The organism is Tistrella mobilis (assembly GCF_041468085.1).
GTDB lineage: Bacteria > Pseudomonadota > Alphaproteobacteria > Tistrellales > Tistrellaceae > Tistrella > Tistrella mobilis_A.
Genome location: NZ_CP121015.1, coordinates 173,291 through 198,194 on the forward strand (window position 1 = coordinate 173,291; position 24,904 = coordinate 198,194).

The window sequence follows — 24,904 nt, forward strand, 5'->3', positions numbered from 1 at the left end:
GGACGGCGAGGGGGTAACCTCGTGGAAACGCTATCTCATTGATAATCTTAAGAAATAAGTCTGGATGAAACGAGATGCATAACTGGTTATGCAAAAGGCCCGGACCCGACGGAAATCGGGCGTTTCGGAGACCTCTTGACAAGGGGTTGGAAGGGGGGAGTTTGAAGCCATGACCATTTGCTCCGGTCATGGAAACAGACCTTTTCAAGGGAAGTCTCAACTTCAGCCATGCTATGTTTGAAGCCATGACCATTTGCTCCGGTCATGGAAACTTGGTGCCGGTCTGAACGACGTCGTACACGTTTGAAGCCATGACCATTTGCTCCGGTCATGGAAACCCCGCAACCCGGTCTTCCCGGGTTGTCGATCGATTCGGCCCTTTGACCATCCGCGCGCCGCGCCGTTGATGTCCGGCGCTGTCGCTGCCAGGACCTCCACACCCTCACCACCGTCATCCCGGCGAAGGCCGGGATCCAGGTTTGTCCCCGCGTGAAGACTGCCGGACGAACTGTGCTCGCCCCGGCAGGGGGCCATTTTTCTGGCCGACACGGGCGCTGTCGCAAACCAGCCCTTCGTCTTTCCTGTGGAAGCCTACCTGGATCCCGGCCTTCGCCGGGATGACGGTAGAGGGGGCGTGCAGTGGGGTGGCGAGGTTTGGATCGGACAGGGGCGCCGGAGGGTGGGCCGGCCCCTGTCCCGCACGGGCCGAAGCTCCGGACTGGTCAAAGCCCGGTCATCACCGCAACCGGCAGCCGGGTCAGCAGGCCCGAGACCGCGAGCCCGCCCTCGCGGAGCGCCAGTCTTTCGCCCGTCAGCACCTCGTGATGCGGGCCGGTGAGCGGGCCCGGGATGTCGATCAGCGTGTCGGCCCAGCCCTCGGCCGGGATCAGCGGCGCGCCGCCCTGGGGGATCAGCCGGTCGGCGAGGCGCGAGACCAGGATGATGGCATGGGGTGGCGCGGCCCCCCGGGTCGCGGCCCCCTCTGTCGCGGTGCCCACCCGGGCGAAGGCGAGCAGATGGTCGGCCGCCGGCCCGGTCACCGTCAGCGGCAGATAGTCCCCGGTCAGGAACAGCGCCGGGTCGCGGGCGCGGAGCGCCAGGATGCGGGCGATCACCGCCTGTTTGGCGGCGTCGTGGTCGCGGGGGGATTCGAGCGCCGCCGCGGGCTCGGTTTCGGCCGCCAGCAGCCGTGCCAGGCGGTCGTGATCCACCGGCCGGCGGTTGTCGGGATCGACCAGCGACAGGTCCGTCACCTCCGATCCGCGATAGATGTCGGGAATGCCGGGGCAGGTCAGCTGCAGCACGGTCTGGGCAAGCGTATTCACCATGGCGGCGGGGGTGATCTGCCGCACCAGCCGGTCCAGCGCCTCGGGGAAGGCGCTGGCGCTGCCCATGATCGCCTGCAGGAAAGCGAGGCAGGCGGCCTCGTAGCCGGTATCCGGCTCCACCCAGTTGGAGCGGCGCTTGCTTTCGCGCAGCGCCTTCTGCCACCAGCCCTCCACCCGGGGCAGGATCTCGCCCGCGGCCGCGTTGCGCGCGGCGCGGGTGGCATCCAGCCCGGCCGGCCAGACGCCGATCAGGGTCTGGTAGAGCATCAGCTCGTCGGCCGGGTGCGGCGCCGTATGGCCGTCCAATGACGCCTGCGATGGCATGTTCATCCGCCGCCAGGCCTTCACCGTCCGGCTCCAGTCCTCCACCCTTTCCGAGAGCACGGCCAGGCGCATGCGGTTGTCTGGGCCGCGCTTGTGGTCGTGGGTGGCGGTGGCCAGCAGCCCCATGGGGTGGCGGCGCCGGCGGTCGATGCAGGCCTGGTGAAAGGCGGCGGGCGAGAGCGTCGGCGCGCCGGGCTCGGACCCCACTTCGTTGCACGACAGAAGCGGGGCCTGGCGGTAGAAGACCGTGTCTTCCACGGCCTTGGCGGCAAGCGGCGCGGTCAGCTGCTGAAAGCGGATCAGGGCTGCCCGGCGGAGCATATCGGGGTCGGCCTCATCGGTCTGGCCCGCCTCGGCCGAGGCATCGGTGCCGCCGCCCTCGATCGCCCGGCCGCCATGCAGCCAGTCGGCCAGCCGCTCCAGCGCCGGGCGGTCACCGGGCACCACATGGGCGCGGGCGCGGTCGATCGCGCCTGCGATGGTTGCGTCATCGGCGGCATCATGGCCGTCGCCGGTGTCGTAGATCCGGTAGACCGGCACCTGGATCACCACCTCGGTCAGCACCCGGCGGAGCGCCGCGGTGGTCAGATCGCGATCGCGGCGGCGCGATCGGGCGAGTGCCGCGAAGGCGCGCACGGTGCGGGCCAGATCGGCCTCGAAAGCCGTGGCCAGGATCTGGCGGCGGGCCGCCTCCACCTCCACCTCCGGGTCATCGGTCTCGGCCGTCACCTCGCGCCACAGGCTGCGCAGCGGCATGCGGCCCGAGGGATCGTGGAACAGGCCGCCAAGCTCGGCCATGAAGTCATAGCCGGTGGTGCCGTCGACCGGCCAGTCTTCGGGCAGACGCTCCCCCGGCGCCAGGATCTTTTCAACCAGGATCAGCGGCGGATGATCGGCGGCCGATGCCGGGCGGCGGTCGCGCAGGGCGTCGAGCCTGGCCCGCAGCCGCCGGCAATAGCCGCCCGGATCGGCCAGCCCGTCGATATGATCGATGCGCAGCCCGTCGATCAGCCCGGCGGCATAAAGCTCGAAGATCAGGCCGTGGGTCGCCTCGAACACCTCCGGGTCTTCGACGCGCACGCCCGCCAGCTCGCCGATGTCGAAGAACCGCCGCCAGTTCACCTCGTCGGCCGCGGTGCGCCACCAGGCGAGGCGGTAATGCTGGCGGTCGAGCAGCCGGTGCAGGGCGCGCGGCCCGCTTTCGGGCTCGTGATAGCGGTCGAGCAGCCGGTCGGCTTCGGCCGCATCGGGCGTGCCCTCGCCGAAGATCGCCGGCAGATCCTCGTCGCGGATCGGGAACCGCCGGTCATGGGCCAGGGCCCACACCCGCCCGGCCGCGTCGCGGCAGAGCCGCAGCGTGCCCGAGGCGAGTGCGCGGTCGTAATCCTCGCCCAGAAACGGCGCATGGACCTTGCCGTGCCGCTCAGGATCCGGATGGCACCAGTCGATATCGAACACCCGGGCATGGGGGCTGGCCTCGCCCTTCGCCAGCACGTCCGCCCACCACGGGTTCTCGTCGCCGCCGACCGCCATATGGTTGGGCACGATGTCGAGGATCAGCCCCATCTCGTGCCGGCGCAGCGCCGCCACCAGCCGCTCCAGCCCGGCCCGGCCGCCGATCTCGTCGGAAATCCGGGTCGGATCGATGACGTCATAGCCATGGGCAGACCCCGCGCGCGCGGCCAGGATCGGCGAGGCATAGACATGGCTGATGCCCAGCCGGTGCATATAGCCGACCAGTGCCGCGGCATCGTCGAAGGTGAACCCGGTATTGAACTGCAGGCGCATGGTGGCGCGCGGGGTGACGTTCATGATCTTCCGTGCCTTCTGCCCATTCGGCCTTCTGCCCATTCGGCCTTCTGCCCGTTCGGCCGCTGAGACGCGGCCCTCTGGCGGGGCGTCAACCGGCGCGCGGGCGTCCTGTTCCGTCAGACCGGCCGGACGGGGGCTTGGAAAAGCAGGCGGGCTATGAAGGACGGATGATTCTGATCGCCGGCGTCGCGATCGATGCCTGGCCGATCGTCGTCGCCGACCGGTCGATCCGGCGCACCGTCCGGGTCGTCTACGGCTGGACCGGCGCCTGCGGGCACACCCACTGATCAAAACTGTCCACCACCCGCAACCCCGCCCGTTCCAGCATGCGGCGTGACGCGGCATTGCCGGCATCGGCAAAGGCGGTGATCGCCTGGCGGCCATGGGTCCAGGCATGGGTGATCATCTCGCGGCAGATCAGGTCGGCGGCGCCGGAGCCCCAGTGGCGGCGCAGGCAGGCGCATTCGCTGCCGAGCAGGCCGTCATGGGCCGGGGTGAAGAGGATATAGCCGGCGAGGTCGGGGCCGCGACCGGTCATGATCAGGCCGCTTCCCGGGGCATCCAGATTGGCGCGGATCACCTGCCCTGTCATCCCGGCACCATTGCCGCGGGCGCCGAAGCAGCGGTTGTGGATATGGGCGACCTGGTCCAGCAGCCGGCCGGTCTCCGGCGCATCGGCATCGGCGGCCGTGATCAGACGGGTGGCGTAGCCGCGGGCCTCTGCCCGGCCGGCATGGGGGGCCTCGTCCGGTTGCAGGGGGGCCGGGGCGCGGTGATAGCGCAGGCGGCCCGTGCATTGCTCGAACCCCCGGGCCCGGAGCAGGCCCGCCGGCTCCGTCCGGCCGGGGAGCGGGTTGTAGCGGTAGTCGCAGACGTTGTCCGGCTCGCCGGCTTCTCGTGTCAGGGCCTGGTCGAGACAGGCGGCCAGCGCCCCGGCATCATCGGCCGGGCACCAGATCAGCAGGTTGACGATGCCGCGGCCGTCGTGCCGGCGGGTGCGGGCGCTGGTCAGCACCGCGCGCAACCGGCCGTCCAGATGCCAGAATTCGTCGCGGACCGGGTCTTCCGTCCGGGTGTTGCGGATGACCAGACGTTCGGCATAGCCGGGTTCGGCGGCCATCCGGCGCGTGTCGGGGTCGGCATGGGCGGCGAGGAAGGCTGCAAGCGTGGCGGCAGTCTCGGCCGTAAGCGGGGTGAAGGTTCCATGAGGGTAAACCGCCATCGGCGTCATGATCCCGGGTCTGCTGCAGGGAAGGGCCGATCCTGAGTATATGATCGCCACGCCCTGCCAACCACGAGATGGATACCGGGATGTGATGGCCGTTGACCTGGACTGGCCCGGCCTGGCCGCTGCCGCGGCCAGCCTCGACGAACGTCTGTCGGGCGGTTTCGACCCCGTCGATGCCCCGGACGCGGCGGCGCGGGCCGCGGCGGCGCTGGATCTCTGGGTCGATGCGGCGACATCGGGCGATCGGGCGCGGTTCGCCCGCATGCTGACCCGTCGGGGCCTGACGCTTGAGGCCGTGCTGCCGCTGCTGGGACCGGTACGGCTGAAGGCGGGGCGCGCCTTGCCCGGCTGGATCGATCAGGCCCGGCCGCTGCTGGCGGCGCTGATCGGCGGGCAGGATGGCGGCCGGCCCTGCCCGGTTGCGGCCTGGGACGAGATCCCCTTTGCCGGGCTGCTCTGGCCGGCGGTGGTGGAGGCGCGCCGGGCCCGGGGCGAACCGCCTGTGGGGCTGATCACCGATGTGGCGCTGGCGGCGCTGGACATCGCGCTGCTGCGTGGCCTGGCCGAGGTGACCGGCCAGAGCCTGTTCGAAAGTTTCGATTTCTACCGCCGCGCCGGCGGCGGGCCGGCGGAGCTGATGCCCGCGGGGGCGCCGGAGGGCTGCGGGCTGGTCGCAGGCTTTGCCGCCGCCCTGCGCGAAGGGCCGCTGCTGAACCTGATCGCCGCCCGGCCGGTGATGCTGCGCCTGGCGGCGACGATCCGCGGCCAGTGGATTGCCGCGACCGGCGATTTTCTGGCACGGCTGGCGGCGGATCGGGACCGGCTCGACGGTCTGATCGGCCGCGGGGCCGGGCGGGTGGCCGCGATCGCAACCGAGCTGTCGGACCCGCATGAGGGCGGGCGGCGGGTGATGGCGCTGACCTTCGAAAACGGCGCCCGCCTGGTGTGGAAGCCGCGATCGCTGGCCGCCGAGGCCGCCTGGCACGATCTGGTGCAGTGGTGTGCGGCCAGGGGCGCGCCGGTCAGGCTGGGGGCCGCCCCGGTGCTGGAATGCGGCAGCCATGGCTGGATGGGCTTCGTGCCCCAGGCGCCTGCCTTGACCGCGGCAGAGGCGCCGGAATTCTGGCGCCGGGCCGGCGGGCTGCTGGCGGTGATGCATCTGCTGCGCGGCAGCGACCTGCATCACGAGAACATCCACATTCACGACGGCGTGCCGGTGCCGGTGGATCTTGAGGCGATGCTGCAGCCGGATCTTGCCCTGGTGCCCGAGGCGGTGCCCGTGCTGCGCGCCGACCAGGCGGCCCGGCGCCGGCTGGAGGGCTCGGTGCTGGCGGTGGGGCTGCTCCCGCGGGAACAGCGGCTGGCCGGGCGGCCGGTGCGGATGGGCGCGCTGGCCCCGGTGGGCGAAGAGACCGTGCGGCTGACCGGGTGGACGGCGGTCAATCGCGACGCCATGGCCTTCGAGGCGCAGACCGTGACCCGGCCGACCGCCGGCATCCCGATCACCATCGACGGCCGGCCGGCGATGCCGGGGGCGGGGGCGGCGGATCTGGTCGCGGGCTATCGCGCGATGATCGACTTTCTGGCCGGAAACCGCCGCGAACTGCTGGCGGCAGAGGGGCCGCTTGCCGGTTTCGCCGCCGCCCGCATCCGCCATGTGCTGCGCCCGACCAGCTATTACGAGCAGCTGCGCCAGGCGGCGCGCCACCCCGGCGCCCAGACCGACGGCATCGCCTGGAGCCGCCATTTCGAACGCCCGATCCGGACGGCGCGCTGGGATCTGGGCGATGGACCGGGCGAGGATGCCGGCTGGGACCTGCCTGGCGCTGAACGCACCGCGCTGGCCCGCGACGACGTGCCGGTCTTCACCGGCATCGGCGCTACCGATGGTTGTTTCGCCGACGGGGCGGAGGTGGCGAAGGGCCTGCTGGAGCCGGCAGTGCTGCCGCGCCTGGCGGCCCGGCTGGACCGGATCTGCGCCGAGCTGGACATGCATACGGGCCTGATCCGCCAGGCGATGACCGGCGCCGATCTGCCGGTGTTGCCGCCGTCGCGGCCCTGGACGGAGGCTGCGGGCGGTTTCGATCCGGCGGCGGCCCGGCGGATGGTGGATGCCATCGCGGGCCGGCTGGCGGAAGATGCGATCCGCGCCGGCGGGGCGGCGGCCTGGATCGGCACGCGGATCTCGACGGATGGCGAAGCGCTGAAGCCGGCAGTTCTGGGCGATGATCTTTACGACGGCCGCATCGGCATCGCCCTGTTCCTGGCCGGTGCGGCGGCGACGGATGCGGCGGGCCGCAAGGTGCTGGGCGGGCTGGCGCTGGAGGCCCTGGCGCCGCTGCGCCACCGGCTGGCGGCGGGGCTGCCCGAAGCGGCGGACGGCCTGCATGGCATCGGCGGGTTCGACGGATGGGGCGGGGTGGTCTATGGGCTGACCCGCATCGCCGGCCTGCTGGACCGGCCGGATCTGCTGGAGGATGCCCGCCATGCGGCGGCCCGGATCACGCCCCAGGCCATCGCCGCCGACCGGGTGTTCGACATGATCGGCGGCGCGGCGGGGGCGATCTGCGGGCTGCTCGCGCTTTATCGCGCAACCGGGGATGACGCGGTTCTGGCGCGCGCGGTCGCCTGCGGCCGTCACATTCCGGCCGACGGGCGCGCCGGCTGGGCGGGGGTGGCGGGCCGTCCGCTCGCCGGCCAGTCGCATGGCGCGGCCGGCATCGTCCAGGCCCTGGCGGCGCTGGCCGCGGCGACGGGGGAGGCGGGCTTTGCCGAAACCGCGCGCCAGGGCCTCGCCTTCGAGACCGGCTTGTTCGATGCCGGGCGCGGCAACTGGCCCGACCTGCGCCGCCCGGACCGGATCACCTTTCCGGTGCAATGGTGCCACGGCGCCACCGGCATCGGCTTCGGGCGGCTCGCGGCCCTGGCCGTTCTGGACGATGGCGTGCTGGACGACGGCGCGGCGGCGCGGGATCTGGACCATGCCATCGCCTGCAGCTGCAACACCGCCGACGGCGGGCGCGACAATCTGTGCTGCGGCCAGGCCGGGCGGCTGTCGCTGCTGATCCAGGCGGCGCGGGCGCGGGGGGATGCGGCGCTGATGCAGCTGGCCGACCGGCGGCTGGCGGCCTGGCTGGCGCGCGCCGGCACGCCCGACGGCTTTGCGCTGGCCGGCGCCACGCCGCATCTCCGCCCCGGGCTGATGCAGGGGCTGGCGGGGGTGGGGCAGGTGCTGCTGGAACGGCTCTGCCCCCGGCTGATCACGCCGGTGCTGGCCCTTGAATGACGGCGGGTCCGGGGAACATCTCCACCCCGGCCCCGATCCGGCATTCCCAGAGATGATGTTCGGCGATCAGCGCCATGCCGGCGCGGTCCATCGCGCGGCGTGATGCGGCGTTGGTGACGTCGGCACAGGCCACGACGTCCAGCCCGCGCGGCGCCGAGACCCGCTCGGCCATCAGCCGGCACATGGCGTCGACGGCGCCGCTTCGCCAATGGGCGCGGGCCAGACAGGCCTCGATCACCAGAATGCTGCCCTCCATCTGCTGGAACAGAATATGGCCGGCGATCTCGCCGCCCCGCCGGGCGACGATCAGCCCGCTTCCCGGCTGTGACAGACGGCCCTGCACCACATCCGCCGTCCAGTCGGCCACCGACCCGCGCGCGCCGAGGGTACGGTTGTGGATGGCGGCCACCCGGTCCGCCACCGCCTGATCCGGCGGCTGTGCCGGATCGTCGAACAGCGCAAGTCCATAGCCGGCGTCGAGCGCCTGATCCGCCAGAACGAATTCCCCCGGCCGGGGCGGGCCGGCCGGGCGGCGGTACTCGCAAAGCCCCGGGATGCGGGTGAAGCCCCGGGCGGCGAGCCGCGCGGCCGGGGTCGGCTGGTGGGTCTGTTCCGTGATCCGGTAAAGCCGCGCCGCCGGGGCGATCCGGTCTTCCCGGTCCAGAAACACCTCCAGACAGGCGTCCGCCGCCGCAAGCCCGCCGCTGGCAGTCAGGATCTGCGCCGAGACGATGATGCAGCCGTCATGGCGCGGCGCCCGCACCAGGGTCACCGCCGCCGCCGGGGCCTGGGGGTCGCCCTGCAGCCAGGCTTCGGCGCCCTGCCGGTCCAGAAACAGCGATCTGAGGTCGGTTTTCGCCAGATAATCCCGCACATCCGGGGCTGCCTTGGCCATGAGGAAAGCGGCGAAGGCCGGCAGCGTGGTGTCGTCGACGCGGGTGAGGGGGAGGTCGTTCATGCGGGTCATCCGCCATCCTGCCGTGGTGCCTCTCCACCCGATCATGCCGGGTTGAGCGGGCGGGGCGGGCGCGGCAGAGGCGGGGCGGTAAACCGCCGTCGCCCGCCCGCCATCCCGACGCTGCGGCGGGGCGGGTCGTGACCGATGATCGGGGCGCGTCCGGGCGTACAGCCCGGCGCCGGGTTCAGACTTTCAGGAGCGATGATGATGCAGACCACGACCGACATGATGGCCGCCTGGCGCCAGACCGGCGGCGCGCTGCCCGCCGCCAGCCTCACCACCGGTGCCGACGAGCCCCTGGCGGCCGGCCCCTATTTCACCGCCACCAATGGCCGGGGTTGCATTGATGCCGATGCATCTGTTTCTGCCGCGGCAGTGACCTTCCGCGTGCCCGGCTGCGTGGCCGAGGATTGCATCGATGTCGATGCATCTGTTTCCGCCGCCGCGATCAGCTGGCATGGCGGCGTATGCCGCCCCGCGGGCGCTGCCTGACCGGATCGCCCGCCGGCCCGACGACGGCACCGGCCGTCTGTCGGGCCGCTGCCCCGATTGCGCCGTCCCCGCCCGCCTGCCAGGATCGGGATCCACCCCATCCGGAGGGCCGGCATCCATGACCGAGGCGCGTAAGGCGAAGCTGAAGGCACTGCATGAGACCATCCAGGCCGCCATTGCCGAGGGCGACGGTGTCGGCGAAGAGGAGATGGATCGCCTGCTGGATGCCGAAGAGGCGCGGCTGCGCAAGGCGCCGGCACGAACGGCAGCAGGTCCGGCAGGCAGGTAGGCGCAAGGGGCTTGCGGTTCGATGCTATTAATTGTGCAAAAACTGACATCTTGTTAGGATTGAAGACCAATCCTCCGGAGGGTCAGCTCCCATGAACGTGTCGATCGGTGCGCGCTGGGAAAGTTTCGTCGACAGCGTGGTTGAGGAAGGCCGCTATGCCTCGGCCAGTGAGGTGGTGCGCGAAGGCCTGCGCCTGGTGGAAGAGCGCGAGGCCAGGCTGAAGGCGCTACGCGACACCATTCAGGCGGCGATCGCCGAAGGCGGAGAAAACAGCGCTGCTGATGCCCGCCGGGCAATCGCTGCGGCGGTGGCGGAGATCGGATCCGGTCAGGGCTCACGCTGAGTGCCGCGCCTGATTCTGTTGACCCCAGCCGTGCGGGAATTAGCGGCGATCGCGGCTTATGTGATGCAGCGAAGCCAGGATGCGGCCATGGCCGAAGCCTTCGCCGCTGATCTGGTGATGAAGTGCGAGCATCTGGCCAGCCTGCCCGGCCTGATGGGCCGGCCCCGGCCCGAGCTGGCCGCCGGCCTGCGCAGCTTTGTCCATCGCGGCTATGTCATCTTCTTCCGCTACATCGATGACCGGTTCGAGGTGGTGACCGTGCTGGAAGGCCATCGCGACATCGACGGGCATTTTTTCGAAGAGCTGCCGCTCTGAGGGCGCGTCTGGCCGCAGCCCTGATGGCGCTGGCGCTGACGGCCGGCGGCGCCGGTGCGGCGGTGCGGCCGGACATCTGGCCGGTGCCGGCGCGGGCGCTGGCGGCCGATCCGGTGCTGGAGGCGCGGATCGATGCCCTTCTGGCGCGGATGACGCTGGAGGAAAAGGTCGGCCAGACGATCATGGCCGATGTGGCGGAGGTAACCCCCGACGATCTGGCGCGCTGGCCGCTGGGGGCGCTGTTCGCCGGGGGCAATTCCTCCCCCGGCGGTACCGGGCTGGTGCCGCGCGAGCGCTGGCTGGCGGCGGCGGATGCATATCATGCGGCATCGCTGGCGGGCAGCGGCATTCCGGTGATCTGGGGCACCGATGCGGTCCATGGCCACAACCGGCTGATCGGGGCCACGGTCTTCCCGCACAACATCGCGCTGGGGGCGGCGGGCGACCCTGATCTGGTGCGCCGGGTGGGCCGGGCGATCGCGGCCGAGGTGGCGGCGACCGGCCTGGACTGGAGCTTCGGCCCGACGCTGGCGGTGGCCCGCGATGCCCGCTGGGGGCGTGCCTATGAAAGCTTCGGCAGCGACCCTGCTCTGGTCGCCCGGCTGGCGGGGGCAGCGGTCGAGGGGTTGCAGGGGCCGGTGGAGCCCCATGTCCCGGGCCGCGATTTCCTGAAAGATGGCCGGGTGATCGCCACCGCCAAACATTTCATCGGTGATGGCGGCACCACCAAAGGCATTGATCGTGGTGATACGCAACTGCCAGAGGTTGTGTTGCGCGACATCCACGGCGCCGGCTATCCGCCGGCCCTGACCGCGGGGGTGCAGACGGTGATGGCCTCGTTCTCGTCATGGAACGGCGCCGCCCTGCATGGCCATCACGGGCTGCTGACCCGGGTGCTGAAACAGCGGATGGGTTTCGACGGCATTCTGCTGGGCGACTGGGACGGCCATGCCGCATTGCCCGGCTGCACCCCGGGCAGCTGCCCCGCGGCGATGAATGCCGGGCTCGACATGTTCATGGCCGCCACCGACTGGCGGGGGCTGTTTCAGGATACCGTCCGGCGGGTGCAGACGGGCGACATCCCCGCGGCCCGGCTGGAGGATGCGGTGCGGCGGATCCTGCGGGTCAAGATCCGCTACGGCCTGTTCGAGAAGCCGGCCCCGTCGCTGCGCGCCGCCGGCCTGCCCGAACCGGGTGCCGCGGCCCATCGCGCCCTGGCGCGCGAGGCGGTGCGCCGCAGCCTGGTGCTGCTGAAAAACGAGGACGGCCTGCTGCCGTTGCGCGCCGACCTTCGGGTGGGCGTGGTGGGGCCGGGCGCGGATGATATCGGCATGCAATCCGGTGGCTGGACGCTGGACTGGCAGGGCGGCACCGGCCGCAACCACCTGTTCCCGGGCGCGACCTCGATCTTCGGCGGCATCGCGCAGGCGGTTGCCCGGGCCGGCGGCAGCGCCGAACTGGCGCCCGACGGCCGCTTCGCCACCCGTCCGGATGTGGTGATCGCGGTCTTCGGCGAACCCCCTATGCCGAGATGGCCGGCGACCGCCCGGATCTGGATTTCGGCCGCCACGACCAGGGCCGGAGCCGGGCGATGCTGGACGCGCTGAAGGCGCAGGGCCTGCCGGTGGTCAGCGTCTTCCTGTCGGGCCGCCCCCTGTTCGTGGGGCCCGAACTGGCGGCATCCGATGCCTTCGTTCTGGCCTGGCTGCCGGGCAGCGAGGGCGCGGGCGTGGCGGATATGCTGTTTCGCGCAGCCGACGGAACCGTTGCCCACCCCTTCACCGGCCGTCTGCCGATGGCCTGGCCGGAGGCCGGCGACACGGTCCGGATTCCGGAATGAGGATGCCAATTCACGCTATTGATAATCATTCTCAAAAGAGGCACAGTCGCTGACGGCGAGAGCCCCCATGATTTCCGGAGCGGCGGCATGACGCTCGATCAACTGCTCGTCGACAGCCAGAGCGAACTGAGGCGCTATCTGAGACAGCGCTTCGGATGCGACATGCTGGCGGCAGAGGCCGTGCAGGACGCCTGCGTCCGGCTGTCGGGCGCCGCCCGGCCGGCGACCGGGACGGTGCGTCACCCGCGCGCCTACATCTTCCGGGTTGCGACCAATATCGCGCTCGACATCCTGCGTCGCGAAACGCGCGAACGCCGCCGCTTCGTGGCGCTGGACGATGCGCCCGAGGCGGTGGAGGTGCCGGTGCCGTCGGTGGAACGCAGCATCGAGCAGCGCGAGCGTCTGGCGCTGCTGCGCGGTGCCATCGACGAGCTGCCGCCCCGCTGCCGCGAAGTCTTCGTACTGCACAAGCTCGACGGGTTGAGCCATGCCGATGTCGCCGAGCGGCTGGGCATCAGCCGGAACATGGTGGAGAAGCACGTCATCCGCGCCATGCGCCATTTCCGCGACCGCCTGGACGCCGCCGGCCATGACGGCTGAGCCGGTGCCACCCGCCGGTTGCTTGCGGTGATCCGGACCTTCCGCTAGAACTTGGAGCCGCCGGACCCGCGCCCCTGCGCCGGGTCCGCCACCAGAAGGGCGGCGACGACGAGGGCATGGCCGGCGAGCATTCCTCTTCCCAAGGCGACGGACATGACGGCCGGCCCGCTCCTGTCGACGAGGAGCAGGGATGGGAACTCTATGCCCGCGCAACGTCCGGCGACGACCCCGACGGTGCGGCGGCCCGCGCCTGGGCCGGCTGGCGACGCCTTTCCCCCGATCATGAAGCCATTGCCCGCCGGATCGAGAGCGTGTGGTCCGATGCCGACGCCCTGGCGGTGGAGGTGGCCGGCCGGCCGGCGGCGATGCGCACACCCGGCCGGCCGCGGCCGCAGCGCCGGCGATCGGCGCTGAAGGCGCTGGCCGCCTCTGTGCTGATGGCGGCGGTGATCGGCTATGGCGCCCTCGCCACCCGCGGCCACTGGCAGGGGGCGATCCTGAACCTGACCCACGACGTGGCGACCGGGGTGGGGGAGCGCCGCGAACTGCTGCTGGCCGATGGCAGCCGGATGGTTCTGGACGCCGCCTCGGCGGTGGATCTTGCCATGGCGGGCGACCGGCGCGACGTGATCCTGGCCCGCGGCCGGCTGCTGGTCGAGGTGGCGCGCGATCCCGACCGCCCCTTCACCGTGACCGCGGGCACCGTCCGCGCCCTGGTGCTGGGCACCGGTTTCACGGTGGAGCGCCGGCCGAGCGGGACGGTCTCGGTCGCGGTTCTGCACGGCCGGGTGCAGGTGGCGGTTCCCCATGAGCCACGGCAGGACCCCGGCCGCTATCAGCTGGGGCCGGGCGACCGGCTGACCTTCGGCCATGGCGAGATGGCGCTGGACCGGATCGATCCCGACCGCATCGCCGCCTGGACCCGCGGCGTGCTGCTGATCGACGGCCGCCGGCTGGAGGATGCGGTGGCGATGATCGATGCCCATCGCGGCGGCGCCAGCTTCATCCCCGATCCGGATCTTGCGGCAATGCGGGTGAGCGCCAGCCTCAACCTGGATGGCGGCGGTGATGCCGCGCTCGATCGCCTGGCGGCGGCGCTGGGCCTGGCCGTGCACCGCCTGCCGGGCGGGCCGGTGGTGATCACGCGGCGCTGAGCGGCGCCATCGGTCTCCATTTCTCTCACTAAAATAATGAGCACGTTTAAACATGAAGCACGGGCAAGGGCTTGCGCGTTGTTATTCATACGCTCTATAAGGGTGTCAAACTTTCATTATGCCCCGATAAAGAGATAAAGCATGATGAAAAAGATGTCATGCGGCGCAGATTTTTCTCCCGACGATTGATTACGATAGTATGTATAAGTGATGACGTGAGAATGTGCGTGCATGACGTGGGTTTTCAAAACTCTCGTTTCAGGCCATCATTCTTGCACCTACCAATAGGCTGGGGCGAAGGTTGCCGATGGCTAATCATTTCGTAATCGGTATCGGTGGTACCGGCGGTCGCGTTATCAGATCGTTACGTAAGCGAATCTTCCAGGATTTCGGCGGCCACCGGATCCCGGATATCGGCCTGGAGTACCTGTATGTCGACTCCAGCGACGAGATGATGAGCCTGAACGACAGGAGCTGGGAGGTACTGGGCACCAATGTCCAGCTGCCGCCGGCCAGTCAGTTGAGGATCGGGCAGCAGGAGCTGCAGGCCCGCCTGAACAACATTCAGAACTATCCGGGGCTTCAGCCGTGGATCGGCGAGCGCAAGGTGTGGCGGCTGGTTCCGGCCAATGTGGTCAATGCCGGCGCCGGCGGCCAGCGCCGGCGGCTGGGGCGGTTTCTCTTCGCCTGCAACGGCGAAGCTTTCCGCGAGAAGGTCAGGCATCTGACCCGCGAACTGACCCAGCGCCACCAGCAGACCGGCGTGACCTATCATGTGGTCTGCGGCCTGGCCGGCGGCACCGGCGGTGGTGCCATCGTCGACGTGATCGCCCAGCTGATCGCCAATTCCGCCAGCCACCACGACCGGGTGATCGTCTATGCGATTCTGCCCGATGCCAATCCGCCCGCCAACTGGGACAGCGGTTCCTATCATGCCAACGGCTATGCCGCGCTGATGGAGCTGAACGCGATGATGCTGGGCCAGTACCAGCCCTATGACGTCTGCGGGTCCGGCCGGCGGATCAACTGTCGGGACAGCCGCTTCAAGGGCGTCTACGTCGTCACCAACGAGAACGAGCAGGGCCGGACGATCAATGTCCAGCATGAACTGCCCGTGATCGTGTCGGACTATCTGTTCGACAAGATCACCTCGGTGGGCGAATCGCCCGTCGAATCGCTGGAAAATCACGGGGCCAATCCCGAAACCATTCCGGGAAGCGACGTCCCCGCGCGGGCACGGAATTTCTATGCCTTCGGCATCAAGCGCGTGGCGGTGCCCGAGGAAGAGATCACCGAATATCTCAGCTATCGCTTTGCCCTGAGCGCCCTGAACCAGCTGGTCTACAACAACTGGAGCGACACGGCCGGCTATCGCAACGAAGCGCGGGCGCTGAATTACGACCAGATCGTGCGCGACCCCGACAATCAGGGCCGCTGGCGGATCACCAGCGATCATTTCGCCGGCGTGGCCCCCGTGCTGGCACAGGATTTCGAAGCCAAGCGCACCCGCCACTGGCAGGACACCATCCCCGACGAATGGCAGCAGTTCAGCGCCCGGGTGGCGCCGGTCGTGGCCGAGCTGGACCATGCCGAAACCTTCGGCGAACTTCGGACGCAGTTCGAGGCCCATTACCGCCTGGGATATCGCCGCGAAGGTGTGGGGGGCTATTACGAGGTCCGCGGCAACGGCCGGATGGAAACGGCGCGTCTGCTGGTCCGGGATATCGAGCGCGAGCTGCTGGACAACTGGCACAGCGGTTTGTATTCGCTGACCGAGATCCTGACGATCGTTCAGCGCCTGCGGGCCGATATCGACGATCGGTTGTCGCGCAGTGACGGCGTGATTGTGCAGATCCGCGGCGATGTCGGCGACGCCGAGGCGGCCTGTGCGGCCGAGCTGACGGCCTGGGGCCGGCTGGGGCTGATCGGCCGGCGGCTGCAGTGGCGGGGCATCTTCGAGCGCTACACCCAAAGCTGCATCGATCTTTACACCGCCCGGACCAAGCTGGAGGCGACGCGGTATGCGCAGGATCTGATGCGGCAGACCATCAACGAACTGAACGCGCTGGAAGGCAGCCTGCGCCGTGTCCGGACCCGGTTCGACGACGAGATGGAGCAGCTGGGCAGGGAAATCGCCGCCCGTCTGAACGATCCGCAGGCCGGCGACCTGAAGAACATCTTCGTGAAGTTCTACGAGCCCGAGCCGGTGAGGGAGGTCGTGAGGCGGCTGTGCATCAACCAGGCCACCATGAATGTGCTGGCGCAGGCGGTGCGGGAAGCCCTTCTGGGCGTCGAGCGCCTGGGCGAGGATCCGCGGCTGGAACGTCTGAACGAGGCGCTGGCCCACGGTGCCCTGTCGGGTGTGGTGCGCCAGGTGGCCGCCAGCCAGGCCAAGGCCGCCCACGACCTGAACGTGGCACTGGATCGTGACCGGATCCTGAACGTCTCGCTGATCCGGCGGCTGCGCGACCGGTTCGGCAACAGAGGAGATGAGGGGCTGACCCGGTTCTGTGTCGATCTGGTCAATGCCGCCGGGGTGTTCGCCCCCTTCAGCCTGGTGGAACGCGGCAAGGTGGGCCGGGATGCCGGCGCCGAGGATGGGGAGAGGATGGTGACCAGCACCATCATCGTCAACCGACCCGACGAGCCCGATCATGCCGAATTCCTGGCCCGGCTGGACGCGGCGTTCCGCGCGGCGAGCACCAGCGTGCTGCCGCCGCAAGCCTACAGCGCCCGGCCGCACGAATTGTCGATCGTGTCGTTCATCGGCAATTTCCCCGTGCGGCATCTGGCGATTCTACCGCTGCTGCGCGATCGCTATCGGGACCGGCTGAGGGCACAGGGCGATCTGGGCCGGCTGGAGCTGCACACCGAAGATGCGGCGGCGGACCTGCCCGATCTGTTCATTGCAGGTGCGGGCGGCTTGAACAGCCTGCCCTGGCTGATCACCGCCTGGCAGCTGGGGGTGTTGAGAGAGATCACCAACGGCCGCGGCGTCAGGGAGGTGGTGGCGGAGACCACCCGTGACGACGGCCTGCCCAATGACGACATCGTGCTGGGCCGCAACCGTTTTACCGCCCACGAGCTGATCCGCCCCCGTGAACTGGTGCAGCTTCGTAATCACTGCCAGCGGCTGCTGGCCCGTGACTATCGTCATGTCGATGCGCGGCAGGAGCTGCGCGACGGCGTGCTGACCTGGCTGGAAGAGCTTGAAGCCGCTGAACCCGACGGCCGGCGCAGCGACGCCTATATCCTTCACCGCGCCGCGGCGACGGAGATCTTCGACCGGATTCTGACGGTGGAGTGACGCATGGCGCGGGGTCCGAGTAAGTGGGTGAAGTGTGTTAACCCGAATCCATTGCCTTCGGGCGCCCTATGCCAGAAGGCCTCATCAGGCAAGCCGTTCCAGACCAGCGCCGACAGTGATTTCTGCCCCGACTGTGGCGATTACCTGATCCCGGCACCCCAGAAGAACGACCCGCTGCAGATTATGCGGCGGTTTCTGAAGGGGGCAGGCCTGATTTATGCCCTGGGAGGGCTGATCGCCGCAACGACGATCGTCGGCGGGGTGCTGCTGTGGCGTGGGGGTCTGGGGCAGCTGTGCCTGTTCGATTGCGGGCCGCCGCCCCTGACCTGCAAGACCCCCCTGGAAGAACGTGGCGTCGCCATCGCCGCCCTGGCGAAGAGGCCGGATCTGGACGCTGCGGACGCCCGCCGCACCGCGCTCCTGCTCAGGGACGAGTGCGGCGATCCGGGATCGGCGATGCACTTGCTGTGGATCGCGGCCAGACATGGCGACACGGCGGCGGTGCTGGACGTCGCCCAGACCTATGATCCGACCCGGACCGGGAGCAGCGGCGTGCCTAAAGCCGAGCCGGCCTATCTCTGGTATCGCTGCGCCCTGAACTATCCCGAGCAGGCCGCCGCGGCTGCCCGAGGGCTGGCCAATCTCAAGGCATGGGTGACCGCGCATGTGAACAATCCGGAAGGCAAGAGTGCGGTCCTGCCGCAGGCCGCGGCTTATGACCTGCTGGACGGATGGAAGGACACGTCCGCTCCGCCCGATGCGTGCATATCTGCCCATGACCAGGCCGATCGAGGGGAGTGACCGGCGCATGACGATGATCCGTTCGGCCCCCGCGGCCGCGCCGGTGCGCCATCTGACCCTGGTCCATCTGGCTCTGGCTCATCTGGCCCTGGCTCATCTGGCCCTGGCCCTGTTCGTGATCGCCCTGCTGTCGCCCGAGATCGCCCGGGCACAATCTGCGACGGCGGGCGGGCCACTGACCGAGATTGAAGGCTCGGATTTCTATCAGCGGGTGCTGTCCCTGCCCGGTGCCGAACTGCATCGCAGCCCGGATACCGCGACGACCACTGGCCGCCGCCCGCCGGTGTTCTCGGTCTATTACGTCTATGGGCACAGCCAGGTCCGCGGGCAGGACTGGGTAGAGGTGGCGGACAATATCTATGGTGACGGACGGGCCTGGCTGCCGGCGGACCTGACCGTGCCCTGGTCGACCATGCTGGTGATGGAATACGCCCCGGTCGGCCAGCGGGGCCCGTTGCTGTTCTTCGAAGAGCCCGAAGCGGTGAACGCGGTGCTGAGGGCCCGTGACAGGGAGAGGATCGTAAACAATCTGATCGAGGCCGCGCGCCAGGGGCGTGGCGAAGACGGCGTTCTGTCCTTCGAGGAAACCGGCGGTGTTGTGGGTGGCGCCCGGGCCACCGAGGCGGGCTATCTGATGCCGGTGCTGAGCTTCCAGCGCAGCAGAAAACTCGGCGTCCAGCTGTTGGAGATCGCCAGCCTGAACCGTCACGCCGGCCCCCCACCGCCGCCGCCCTCGGTGAAAACCTGCGACGGAACCCTTATACCGACGACGGACGAAAGGGCGGCGCTTCGCCATATCCGGACCGGCATCGTGTTCGTGGTCGACACCACCATCTCGATGGGCCCCTATATCGAGCGGCTGAGAGAAGCGGTGCAGATCGCCCATGACGAGCTGAAGGCGGTCGGCCTTCTTGACCGGACCAGTTTCGGGCTGATCGCCTATCGCAACGATATGAGCCGCGAGCCGCAGAAATCGCAGCTGGAATATGTCACCCGGGTGTTCCAGCCGTTGACATGCGGCGCAGAGCCGGGCCGCCTGCTGGATCGGATGGGGGCCGTGAAGCCGGCGCGCGTATCCACCCGCAGCTTCAGCGAGGACGCCATCGCCGGCCTTTACGAGGCGCTGGGTGGGCAGAATGCCGATCTCGGACCCGCGGAGCGGATGGTCTGGGAGGATGCCGACGCCCGGTTCATCTTCCTGATCACCGATGCCGGCGCCCTGCCGGCGGGCGATCCGCAGTCGAAGTATCCGGGCGTCGATCTGGCCGCCATCCACGCCGATGCCGCCGGGAAGGATGTGACCATCTTTCCGATTCACCTGATCTCGAAAGAGGCCCAGGCCCGGAACAATGTCGGGCCTGCAACCGAGCAGTACCGTCTTCTCGCCATGGATCAGGGGCAGACGAACAACTACAAATCCGTCGCGGCCGACGATGTCGAGATGTACGACAAGATCATTCGAGAGGCCATCGGCGAGGTCATCACGACCGTGAAAAAGTGGGAGAGGGGAGAGAAGCTGACGCAGCTTTCCGTGCCGCTGAACCCCGATCCCGAGACCCAGCCGATCGGCGATCTGATCGTCAACAAGATGTTCAATGTTCAGCAGCGCTTCCTGGGGCGGGTTCAGGGGGGCAGGGCCCCGCAGTTCTTCGAGGCCTGGGCGGCGGACCAGGATCTGGCCAATCCCGACCGGATGGCCTTAAGGGCATCGGTCTTTCTGACCCGCAACCAGCTGAACGCGCTGGGGCAGGAGCTGGAAGCCGTTGTTCTGGAGGCGCAGGCCGGGGGTGCCGACCCCAGCCAAGTGCTCGATGCCATACAAAGCGTGAGCGCCAGAACCGCGGTGGACCCCAATCTGAACGGGCAGCCCAAGCTTTCACGCGAGAAGCTGCAGGCCTTTCTGAATCGGCTGCCCTACACACCCCAGCTGCTGAACCTGACGCTGCAGGACTGGCTGAATATGGGGACGCAGCCCCAGACGGCGATTCTCGGCAGCATCAAGTATAAGTTGAACGCCTATCGCGAACTGAGCGCATCGGACTGCTGGACAGATATGACGCCGCGGATCCCCGGCCAGCCGTTCAGGCGGGGCGACCCAGGGCTGGAGGTCTGCGCCGTCAGCCTGGAGCGGTTGCCCTGATGTCGGCTGCGCCGGTGTTCCACCTGCAGGGTGTGGTTGCAGAGCGTCGCTCGGGCCGGGCGGTGTTCGAGGTGGAGATCGCTGAGATGTCGCTGGCCCCGGGAGAGGTGGTGGCGGTCACCGGCGCCAGCGGCTGCGGCAAGAGCACGCTGCTCGACATCCTGGCCTTCATTCTGCCGCCGCTGAGGGTGGAGACGGGCTTCGTGTTCAGGCCGCGCGTCGGCCCGCCGGTCGATGTCGCCGCCCTGGCCCGTCGCCGGGGGCTGGACCGGTTGACCGCCCTGCGCCGGCGCCATGTCGGATATGTGCCGCAGGTGGGCGGCCTGCTGCCCTATCTGGACGTGCGCCGCAATGTGATGCTGAGCCCGGCCCTGCTGGGCCAGCGGCGCGTGGCCGAGGTTCTGGCCCTGATCGACCGGTTGGGCATCACCCCGCAGCTGGACAAGTGCCCGGCCGACCTGTCGGTGGGGGAACGCCAGCGCGTGGCGATCGCCCGGGCACTGGCCCATGGCCCGGATGTGGTGATCGCCGACGAGCCGACGGCGGCGCTGGACCCCGAGAATGCCGATCTGGTGTTGAGCCTGTTCGTCGACGAGGCGCGCCGCAACGGCGTGACCGCGATTATCGCCACCCATGACTGGGATCGCGTGGACCGGTTGGGGCTGCGGCGCATTCCACATGCCATGGTCCCCACCGAACGGGAGGGGGTGGTGCGCGCCCGGTTCGGAACATGATGGCGGCGGCCATGCTGCGGTCTCTGGTCGGGCGGCCGTCCGGCCGGGTGTGGACGGCGCTGCGCATGGGCGGGCTGGCGATCGGCCTGGCGCTGCGCGACATCCGCATGGATCGGCGCCTGGTGCTGTGCATGGTGCTGGCCATGGCGGCGGTGCTGGCCCCGCTGCTGGTGCTGTTCGGGCTGAAATTCGGCATCGTCAGCGGCCTGCGTGAGCAGTTGCGCAGCCACCCGCAGATGCGCGAACTGCGCCCGGTGGGTCAGTTCCGGCTGGACGACGCCTGGTTCGACCGGCTGCGCGACCGTGACGATGTGGCCTTTCTGGTGCCCAATACCCGCTATCTGACCGCCACCATCCGGCTTGGCGACGGCGGGCGCGTGGCGCCGTTGGACACCGAGATGATCCCCACCGCCCCCGGCGACCCGCTGTTTCCGGCCGGGATTCCCATCCCCGAGACGCTGACGAAAGTGGTGTTGAGCCGGCGCGCGGCCGAGAAACTGGGGCTTGCCGCCGGCGACACGGTACCGGGGGAGATCGGACGGAGCGTGGACGACCGGCGCGAGACGCTGGCGCTTGATCTGACGGTGGTGGGGGTGCTGCCCACCGAGGCCTTCGAACGTGATGCGGCCTTTGTGCCGCTTGACCTGCTGCTGGAAACCGAACGCTATCGCGAGGGCATGGCGGCGCCGCTGATCGGCGGCACCGGCACCGCACCGCCCGAGGACCCGCGCACCTTCGCCAGCTTCCGGATCTATGCGGGGGACGTCGATCAGGTAGAGGGGCTGCGCGATCATCTGGCGGCGGAACATATCGACACCCTGACGCGGCTGAGCGACATCCGGCTGATCCAGCGTTTCGACACCGGGTTGACCTTCGTGTTCCTGATCATCGCCGTTCTGGGCGGCGGCGGCTATCTGGTCAGCCTGGCCGTGAGCCTTGCGGCGACGATGGAAACCAGAACCCGGCAGTTCGGGCTGCTGCGTCTGGTCGGTTTTCAGTCGCTCAGCATCGGCCTGTTCCCCCTGGTGCATGCGCTGATCACCGCCCTGGCCGGATCGGCCGTGGCGATCGGGGTCTATTACGCGCTGGAGCCGGCGATCAACGCGGTGTTTCAGCAGCAGCTGGGCTTCAGTGACGTGGTATCCCGCCTGACCTGGGAACATCTGGCGATCGCGATCGCGGGGTCGACCGGGGCGGCGGTTCTGGCCTCGTTTTTTGCGGCCTGGCGGGCCATGCGGGTGTCGCCGGCACAGGGGCTGCGCGATCAATGACGAAAGGAGCGGCCATGGCAGGGGTATTCGGGTCGGGCGCGCGACCGGCGCGCCATGCACGCCGCCTGATCGGAGCCGCGGCGATCCTGGGGGTGGCGGCACAGGCGATTCCACCGGCCACCGCCGAAGAGACGACGGCGCTTCCACCGTCGGCCGACGCGGCCTGGTGCGGCTATGACGACCCGGCCTGGATGCGGGAAGAGGATATCTATGCCGATGACCTGGGCCGGACCGTTCAATGCCCCGAACCGGCATCGGCCCAGACCCTGCCCGTGGAGCTGGTTCTGCCGATGCCCTGTCATCGGCGGATGGTGTTCCGCAAGGTATCGGTGTTGCAGGACAACATTCTGGACTACCCGGTGGCCAGGCTGGGCATGGTGACCGAGCCGGTGGACAACGCCGTTCTGAGCACGCTGGTGACGGCTGCTTCGTCGGAAGCCGGTGGTTCGGCGGCAACCGGCAAGGAAGATATCCGGCAGGATACAGGGCTGAGCATGAGCCTGGCCGCGGTTGTGAATCAGGCGGCAAACGGCGCCTGGACGGCACCGATCGGGGGCGGTTTCACCGATCCCGCCTCTGACAAAGCCGGCATGGAACGGGTGTATTATATCGGCAAATACGAGGTGACCGCGCCGCAATATGCCGCCTTCGCCCCAGGCGGTGCCGTGGATTGCGATGCCTCTTACAAGGCCGCTCTCTCGGTGTCGGTCGATGCGGATGCGGCGAAGAAAGATGCCATCCGCCTGGAGCCGGGCGAGGTGCTTGCGGCGAATAAAATTAACTGGTTCGACGCGGTCAACTTCGCTAACGCCTATTCCCTGTGGCTGTTGAAGGAGAATGCCGACAAGATCGCGAAAGGCGGCATCCCCCTGCTGCCCTATGAGCAGTCGGCCCCCGGATTTCTGCGCCTGCCGACCGAGGCCGAGTGGGAATTCGCCGCCCGCGGCGGGATTGCAGATCAGGCCACGCAGAACAGCCTGATGCCGCAGACGGCCAAGGGCATCGCCGCCACCCCGGACAATCTGGTCAACCGGGTTCAGCCGATAAGAGGTGGACCTCCGCTGTTTCTGGTCGGCAGTAAGATGCCCAATCTTCTGGGCCTGTACGACGTGGTCGGCAATGTGGAAGAGATCGTGCTCGATCTGTTCCGGCCGGTCGGGCCCGGGATGATGGGCGGCCAGTCCGGCGGTTTCCTCACCAGGGGCGGCAACAGCCTGATTACCGGCGCGTACTCCAGAGCGGCGGTCGGCACGCGCACGGAAAGCCGGTTCTATGTCAACGGGAGCGCGACCAGGAGCAACACGGTCGGCTTTCGGCTGGTGCTGTCGGCACACTTCTTCGTGAATGATCGTCAGAAGACGGGCTGGGGGGAGGATTCCACAAGCTGGGTCCGGGGCGGACAGCTGGCCCGGGCGCGCCTGGCGGCGGCCCGCATGCCCGAGGACGTTCCGGGCGGTGCCCGTCAGGCGGATGCCGACCGGCAGCTTGCCGGGCTGCAGACGCAGGTGGAGAGCCTGCAGGCGAAGGCGGCCACCGCGGCGCAGGAGATCGACAGGCTGAACGCGGCCAACGCCGCCTATCAGGCCCGGATCGCGGCGCTGCAGGACGATCTTGCGCCCAAGTCTGCCGCCCCTGCCGAGGACACCGCCGCCACGGCGGCTGCGCGTGAGCAACTGGCCCGGTTGCAGGCCGGGCATGAGCAGGCGCAGATGGAGATCGCCCGGCTTCAGATGGAACTGCAAGCCGAACGCGCGGCCAGCGGTGGTCGGGCGGCTGCCGCCGATGCGGCCAACCGCCTGCAGGGCGAGCTGGAGCGGGCGCAGGCGGAAGCCAAGAGGTTGCAGACCGCCTTGCAGGCGCAGCTGGTGCAGCTTGCGGCTGAACGCGACCAGGCCCGACAGAGGGCGGTGCAGCTTGAGACGGACCTTAACCGCGCCATGGCGGCCGCCGACGACGGCCGGGCCGTCGAAGCGCGCCTTGCCGGGCTGCTGAGGGAACGCGATCAGGTCCGGCAGGAGAACGACCGGCTGCGCATGGCGCTGGCGGATGCGCAAGAGGCGGCGGATCGCCAGGGCGAACTGGACCGGCAGCTGAACAGGCTGCAGGCCGATGTCCGGCAGGCGCAGGCCGATAATGCCGAAATCACCGGCAATCTGGGTGTGGCGCGCCAGCATCTGGCGGCGGCCTCTGCCGAGGCGCGGCGCGGCGCGCGCGATGTCCGCCAGGAACGGGTGCGATCGGCCATGCTGACCGTTTCGGCGATCAACATGACCGAGCGCATGATCCGCTCTGCCGCTGCCCTCGCCGATCGGGCGCGGGGCAATCTGGCGGGGCTGCCGGCGGCAGAGCGCGCCACGGCCGAGGCCAGCCTCGCCGAGATCGCCCGCCGCATCGACATTCTGGAAACGACCAATACCGCGCAGTTCCGTTTCTATCTGGGCACGGTGCTGGCATTGGGTCGTGGTGCCACCGAGGACGTGACGGCGGCGGTGGCGGCGATACGGGCGGATCTGGCGGCCCAGGGGATCGTGGTTCTGGAGCAGGCCCTCGCCCTGGTGGAGCGGCATCTGGGGGTGGCGCTTCAGGCGGGCGGGGCCGTGCCTGAAACCGTGACCCGTGGCTGGCGGGACGACATCACGGCGGTGGGGCGGATATGACGCCGGTCACGGACGACGCAGAGCG

19 protein-coding genes and 1 CRISPR repeat array are annotated in these 24,904 nt (G+C 69.2%); of the genes, 16 read left to right on the forward strand and 3 right to left on the reverse strand.

Translation table 11 applies throughout. The features are described 5' to 3' along the window. The first annotated feature begins 159 nt into the window (after positions 1-159). Positions 160-338: direct repeats of the CRISPR family, unit length 37 nt; unit sequence GTTTGAAGCCATGACCATTTGCTCCGGTCATGGAAAC. Positions 339-722: 384 nt separating this feature from the next. Beyond that, the gene (gene treY / locus P7L68_RS03685; RefSeq protein ID WP_371999823.1) at positions 723-3,464 is read right to left on the reverse strand and encodes a malto-oligosyltrehalose synthase; all 2,742 of its coding nucleotides are present in this window, start codon (positions 3,462-3,464) and stop codon (positions 723-725) included. A 137-nt stretch (positions 3,465-3,601) separates the two neighbouring features. On the opposite strand from treY, the gene P7L68_RS03690 reads away from it, so the two are divergent. Next, positions 3,602-3,751, forward strand: a complete 150-nt coding sequence (locus P7L68_RS03690) for a hypothetical protein (protein WP_371999825.1) — start codon at positions 3,602-3,604, stop codon at positions 3,749-3,751. Here P7L68_RS03690 and P7L68_RS03695 read toward each other — a convergent pair. Continuing rightward, positions 3,715-4,686, reverse strand: a complete 972-nt coding sequence (locus P7L68_RS03695) for a GNAT family N-acetyltransferase (RefSeq protein ID WP_371999827.1) — start codon at positions 4,684-4,686, stop codon at positions 3,715-3,717. The genes P7L68_RS03690 and P7L68_RS03695 overlap by 37 nt on opposite strands. Before the next feature lie 94 nt (positions 4,687-4,780). Here P7L68_RS03695 and lanM point away from each other — a divergent pair, with 94 nt between their 5' ends. Then, on the forward strand, positions 4,781-7,978 hold the full coding sequence (gene lanM, locus P7L68_RS03700) for a type 2 lanthipeptide synthetase LanM (RefSeq protein WP_371999829.1): 3,198 nt from the start codon (positions 4,781-4,783) through the stop codon (positions 7,976-7,978). On the opposite strand, the gene P7L68_RS03705 is transcribed toward lanM, so the two are convergent. Beyond that, positions 7,953-8,936, reverse strand: coding sequence for a GNAT family N-acetyltransferase (locus tag P7L68_RS03705; RefSeq protein ID WP_371999831.1), 984 nt, complete (start codon positions 8,934-8,936; stop codon positions 7,953-7,955). The genes lanM and P7L68_RS03705 overlap by 26 nt on opposite strands. A 207-nt stretch (positions 8,937-9,143) precedes the next feature. On the opposite strand from P7L68_RS03705, the gene P7L68_RS03710 reads away from it, so the two are divergent. The 14 genes from P7L68_RS03710 to P7L68_RS03775 all read left to right on the forward strand — a co-directional run bounded on the left by P7L68_RS03710 (position 9,144) and on the right by P7L68_RS03775 (position 24,879). Beyond that, positions 9,144-9,428, forward strand: coding sequence for a hypothetical protein (locus tag P7L68_RS03710; protein WP_371999832.1), 285 nt, complete (start codon positions 9,144-9,146; stop codon positions 9,426-9,428). A gap of 118 nt (positions 9,429-9,546) precedes the next feature. Then, positions 9,547-9,717: a hypothetical protein gene (locus P7L68_RS03715; protein ID WP_371999834.1), complete on the forward strand. Its 171-nt coding sequence runs from the start codon at positions 9,547-9,549 to the stop codon at positions 9,715-9,717. Between the two features lie 91 nt (positions 9,718-9,808). Further along, positions 9,809-10,060, forward strand: coding sequence for a type II toxin-antitoxin system ParD family antitoxin (locus P7L68_RS03720; protein WP_371999835.1), 252 nt, complete (start codon positions 9,809-9,811; stop codon positions 10,058-10,060). Next, the gene (locus tag P7L68_RS03725; protein ID WP_371999837.1) at positions 10,061-10,375 is read left to right on the forward strand and encodes a type II toxin-antitoxin system RelE/ParE family toxin; all 315 of its coding nucleotides are present in this window, start codon (positions 10,061-10,063) and stop codon (positions 10,373-10,375) included. Between the two features lie 23 nt (positions 10,376-10,398). Then, the gene (locus tag P7L68_RS03730; RefSeq protein WP_371999838.1) at positions 10,399-11,982 is read left to right on the forward strand and encodes a glycoside hydrolase family 3 protein; all 1,584 of its coding nucleotides are present in this window, start codon (positions 10,399-10,401) and stop codon (positions 11,980-11,982) included. Continuing rightward, complete coding sequence (locus tag P7L68_RS03735; RefSeq protein ID WP_371999840.1) at positions 11,967-12,215, forward strand: glycoside hydrolase family 3 C-terminal domain-containing protein; 249 nt, start codon at positions 11,967-11,969, stop codon at positions 12,213-12,215. Before P7L68_RS03730 ends, P7L68_RS03735 begins: the two co-directional genes overlap by 16 nt. An 87-nt stretch (positions 12,216-12,302) precedes the next feature. Further along, complete coding sequence (locus tag P7L68_RS03740) at positions 12,303-12,815, forward strand: RNA polymerase sigma factor (protein ID WP_371999842.1); 513 nt, start codon at positions 12,303-12,305, stop codon at positions 12,813-12,815. Between the two features lie 116 nt (positions 12,816-12,931). Continuing rightward, positions 12,932-13,969, forward strand: a complete 1,038-nt coding sequence (locus P7L68_RS03745) for a FecR family protein (RefSeq protein WP_371999844.1) — start codon at positions 12,932-12,934, stop codon at positions 13,967-13,969. 307 nt (positions 13,970-14,276) lie between these two features. Further along, the gene (locus P7L68_RS03750) at positions 14,277-17,276 is read left to right on the forward strand and encodes a tubulin-like doman-containing protein (protein WP_371999846.1); all 3,000 of its coding nucleotides are present in this window, start codon (positions 14,277-14,279) and stop codon (positions 17,274-17,276) included. A 3-nt stretch (positions 17,277-17,279) separates the two neighbouring features. Then, positions 17,280-18,077: a hypothetical protein gene (locus P7L68_RS03755; RefSeq protein ID WP_371999848.1), complete on the forward strand. Its 798-nt coding sequence runs from the start codon at positions 17,280-17,282 to the stop codon at positions 18,075-18,077. Between the two features lie 7 nt (positions 18,078-18,084). Further along, on the forward strand, positions 18,085-20,217 hold the full coding sequence (locus tag P7L68_RS03760) for a vWA domain-containing protein (protein WP_371999849.1): 2,133 nt from the start codon (positions 18,085-18,087) through the stop codon (positions 20,215-20,217). After that, the gene (locus P7L68_RS03765; protein ID WP_371999852.1) at positions 20,217-20,951 is read left to right on the forward strand and encodes an ABC transporter ATP-binding protein; all 735 of its coding nucleotides are present in this window, start codon (positions 20,217-20,219) and stop codon (positions 20,949-20,951) included. Before P7L68_RS03760 ends, P7L68_RS03765 begins: the two co-directional genes overlap by 1 nt. Positions 20,952-20,962: 11 nt before the next feature. After that, a complete protein-coding gene (locus P7L68_RS03770) occupies positions 20,963-22,222 on the forward strand; it encodes an ABC transporter permease (RefSeq protein ID WP_371999853.1) in 1,260 nt (419 codons plus the stop codon). Between the two features lie 14 nt (positions 22,223-22,236). Then, positions 22,237-24,879 carry an SUMF1/EgtB/PvdO family nonheme iron enzyme gene (locus tag P7L68_RS03775; protein WP_371999855.1) on the forward strand — a complete coding sequence of 881 codons (2,643 nt, stop codon included), beginning with the start codon at positions 22,237-22,239 and terminating at the stop codon, positions 24,877-24,879. The last annotated feature ends 25 nt before the right edge of the window (positions 24,880-24,904 follow it).

Bases quoted from the DNA above. Each gene is read 5' to 3' on its own strand.
- treY (WP_371999823.1), bottom strand. From the start codon at position 3,464: ATGAACGTCACCCCGCGCGCCACCATGCGCCTGCAGTTCAATACCGGG.
- P7L68_RS03695 (WP_371999827.1), bottom strand. From the start codon at position 4,686: ATGGCGGTTTACCCTCATGGAACCTTCACCCCGCTTACGGCCGAGACT.
- lanM (WP_371999829.1), top strand. From the start codon at position 4,781: ATGGCCGTTGACCTGGACTGGCCCGGCCTGGCCGCTGCCGCGGCCAGC.
- P7L68_RS03705 (WP_371999831.1), bottom strand. From the start codon at position 8,936: ATGAACGACCTCCCCCTCACCCGCGTCGACGACACCACGCTGCCGGCC.
- P7L68_RS03710 (WP_371999832.1), top strand. From the start codon at position 9,144: ATGCAGACCACGACCGACATGATGGCCGCCTGGCGCCAGACCGGCGGC.
- P7L68_RS03715 (WP_371999834.1), top strand. From the start codon at position 9,547: ATGACCGAGGCGCGTAAGGCGAAGCTGAAGGCACTGCATGAGACCATC.
- P7L68_RS03720 (WP_371999835.1), top strand. From the start codon at position 9,809: ATGAACGTGTCGATCGGTGCGCGCTGGGAAAGTTTCGTCGACAGCGTG.
- P7L68_RS03730 (WP_371999838.1), top strand. From the start codon at position 10,399: ATGGCGCTGGCGCTGACGGCCGGCGGCGCCGGTGCGGCGGTGCGGCCG.
- P7L68_RS03735 (WP_371999840.1), top strand. From the start codon at position 11,967: ATGCTGGACGCGCTGAAGGCGCAGGGCCTGCCGGTGGTCAGCGTCTTC.
- P7L68_RS03740 (WP_371999842.1), top strand. From the start codon at position 12,303: ATGACGCTCGATCAACTGCTCGTCGACAGCCAGAGCGAACTGAGGCGC.
- P7L68_RS03745 (WP_371999844.1), top strand. From the start codon at position 12,932: ATGGCCGGCGAGCATTCCTCTTCCCAAGGCGACGGACATGACGGCCGG.
- P7L68_RS03750 (WP_371999846.1), top strand. From the start codon at position 14,277: ATGGCTAATCATTTCGTAATCGGTATCGGTGGTACCGGCGGTCGCGTT.
- P7L68_RS03755 (WP_371999848.1), top strand. From the start codon at position 17,280: ATGGCGCGGGGTCCGAGTAAGTGGGTGAAGTGTGTTAACCCGAATCCA.
- P7L68_RS03760 (WP_371999849.1), top strand. From the start codon at position 18,085: ATGACGATGATCCGTTCGGCCCCCGCGGCCGCGCCGGTGCGCCATCTG.
- P7L68_RS03765 (WP_371999852.1), top strand. From the start codon at position 20,217: ATGTCGGCTGCGCCGGTGTTCCACCTGCAGGGTGTGGTTGCAGAGCGT.
- P7L68_RS03770 (WP_371999853.1), top strand. From the start codon at position 20,963: ATGCTGCGGTCTCTGGTCGGGCGGCCGTCCGGCCGGGTGTGGACGGCG.
- P7L68_RS03775 (WP_371999855.1), top strand. From the start codon at position 22,237: ATGGCAGGGGTATTCGGGTCGGGCGCGCGACCGGCGCGCCATGCACGC.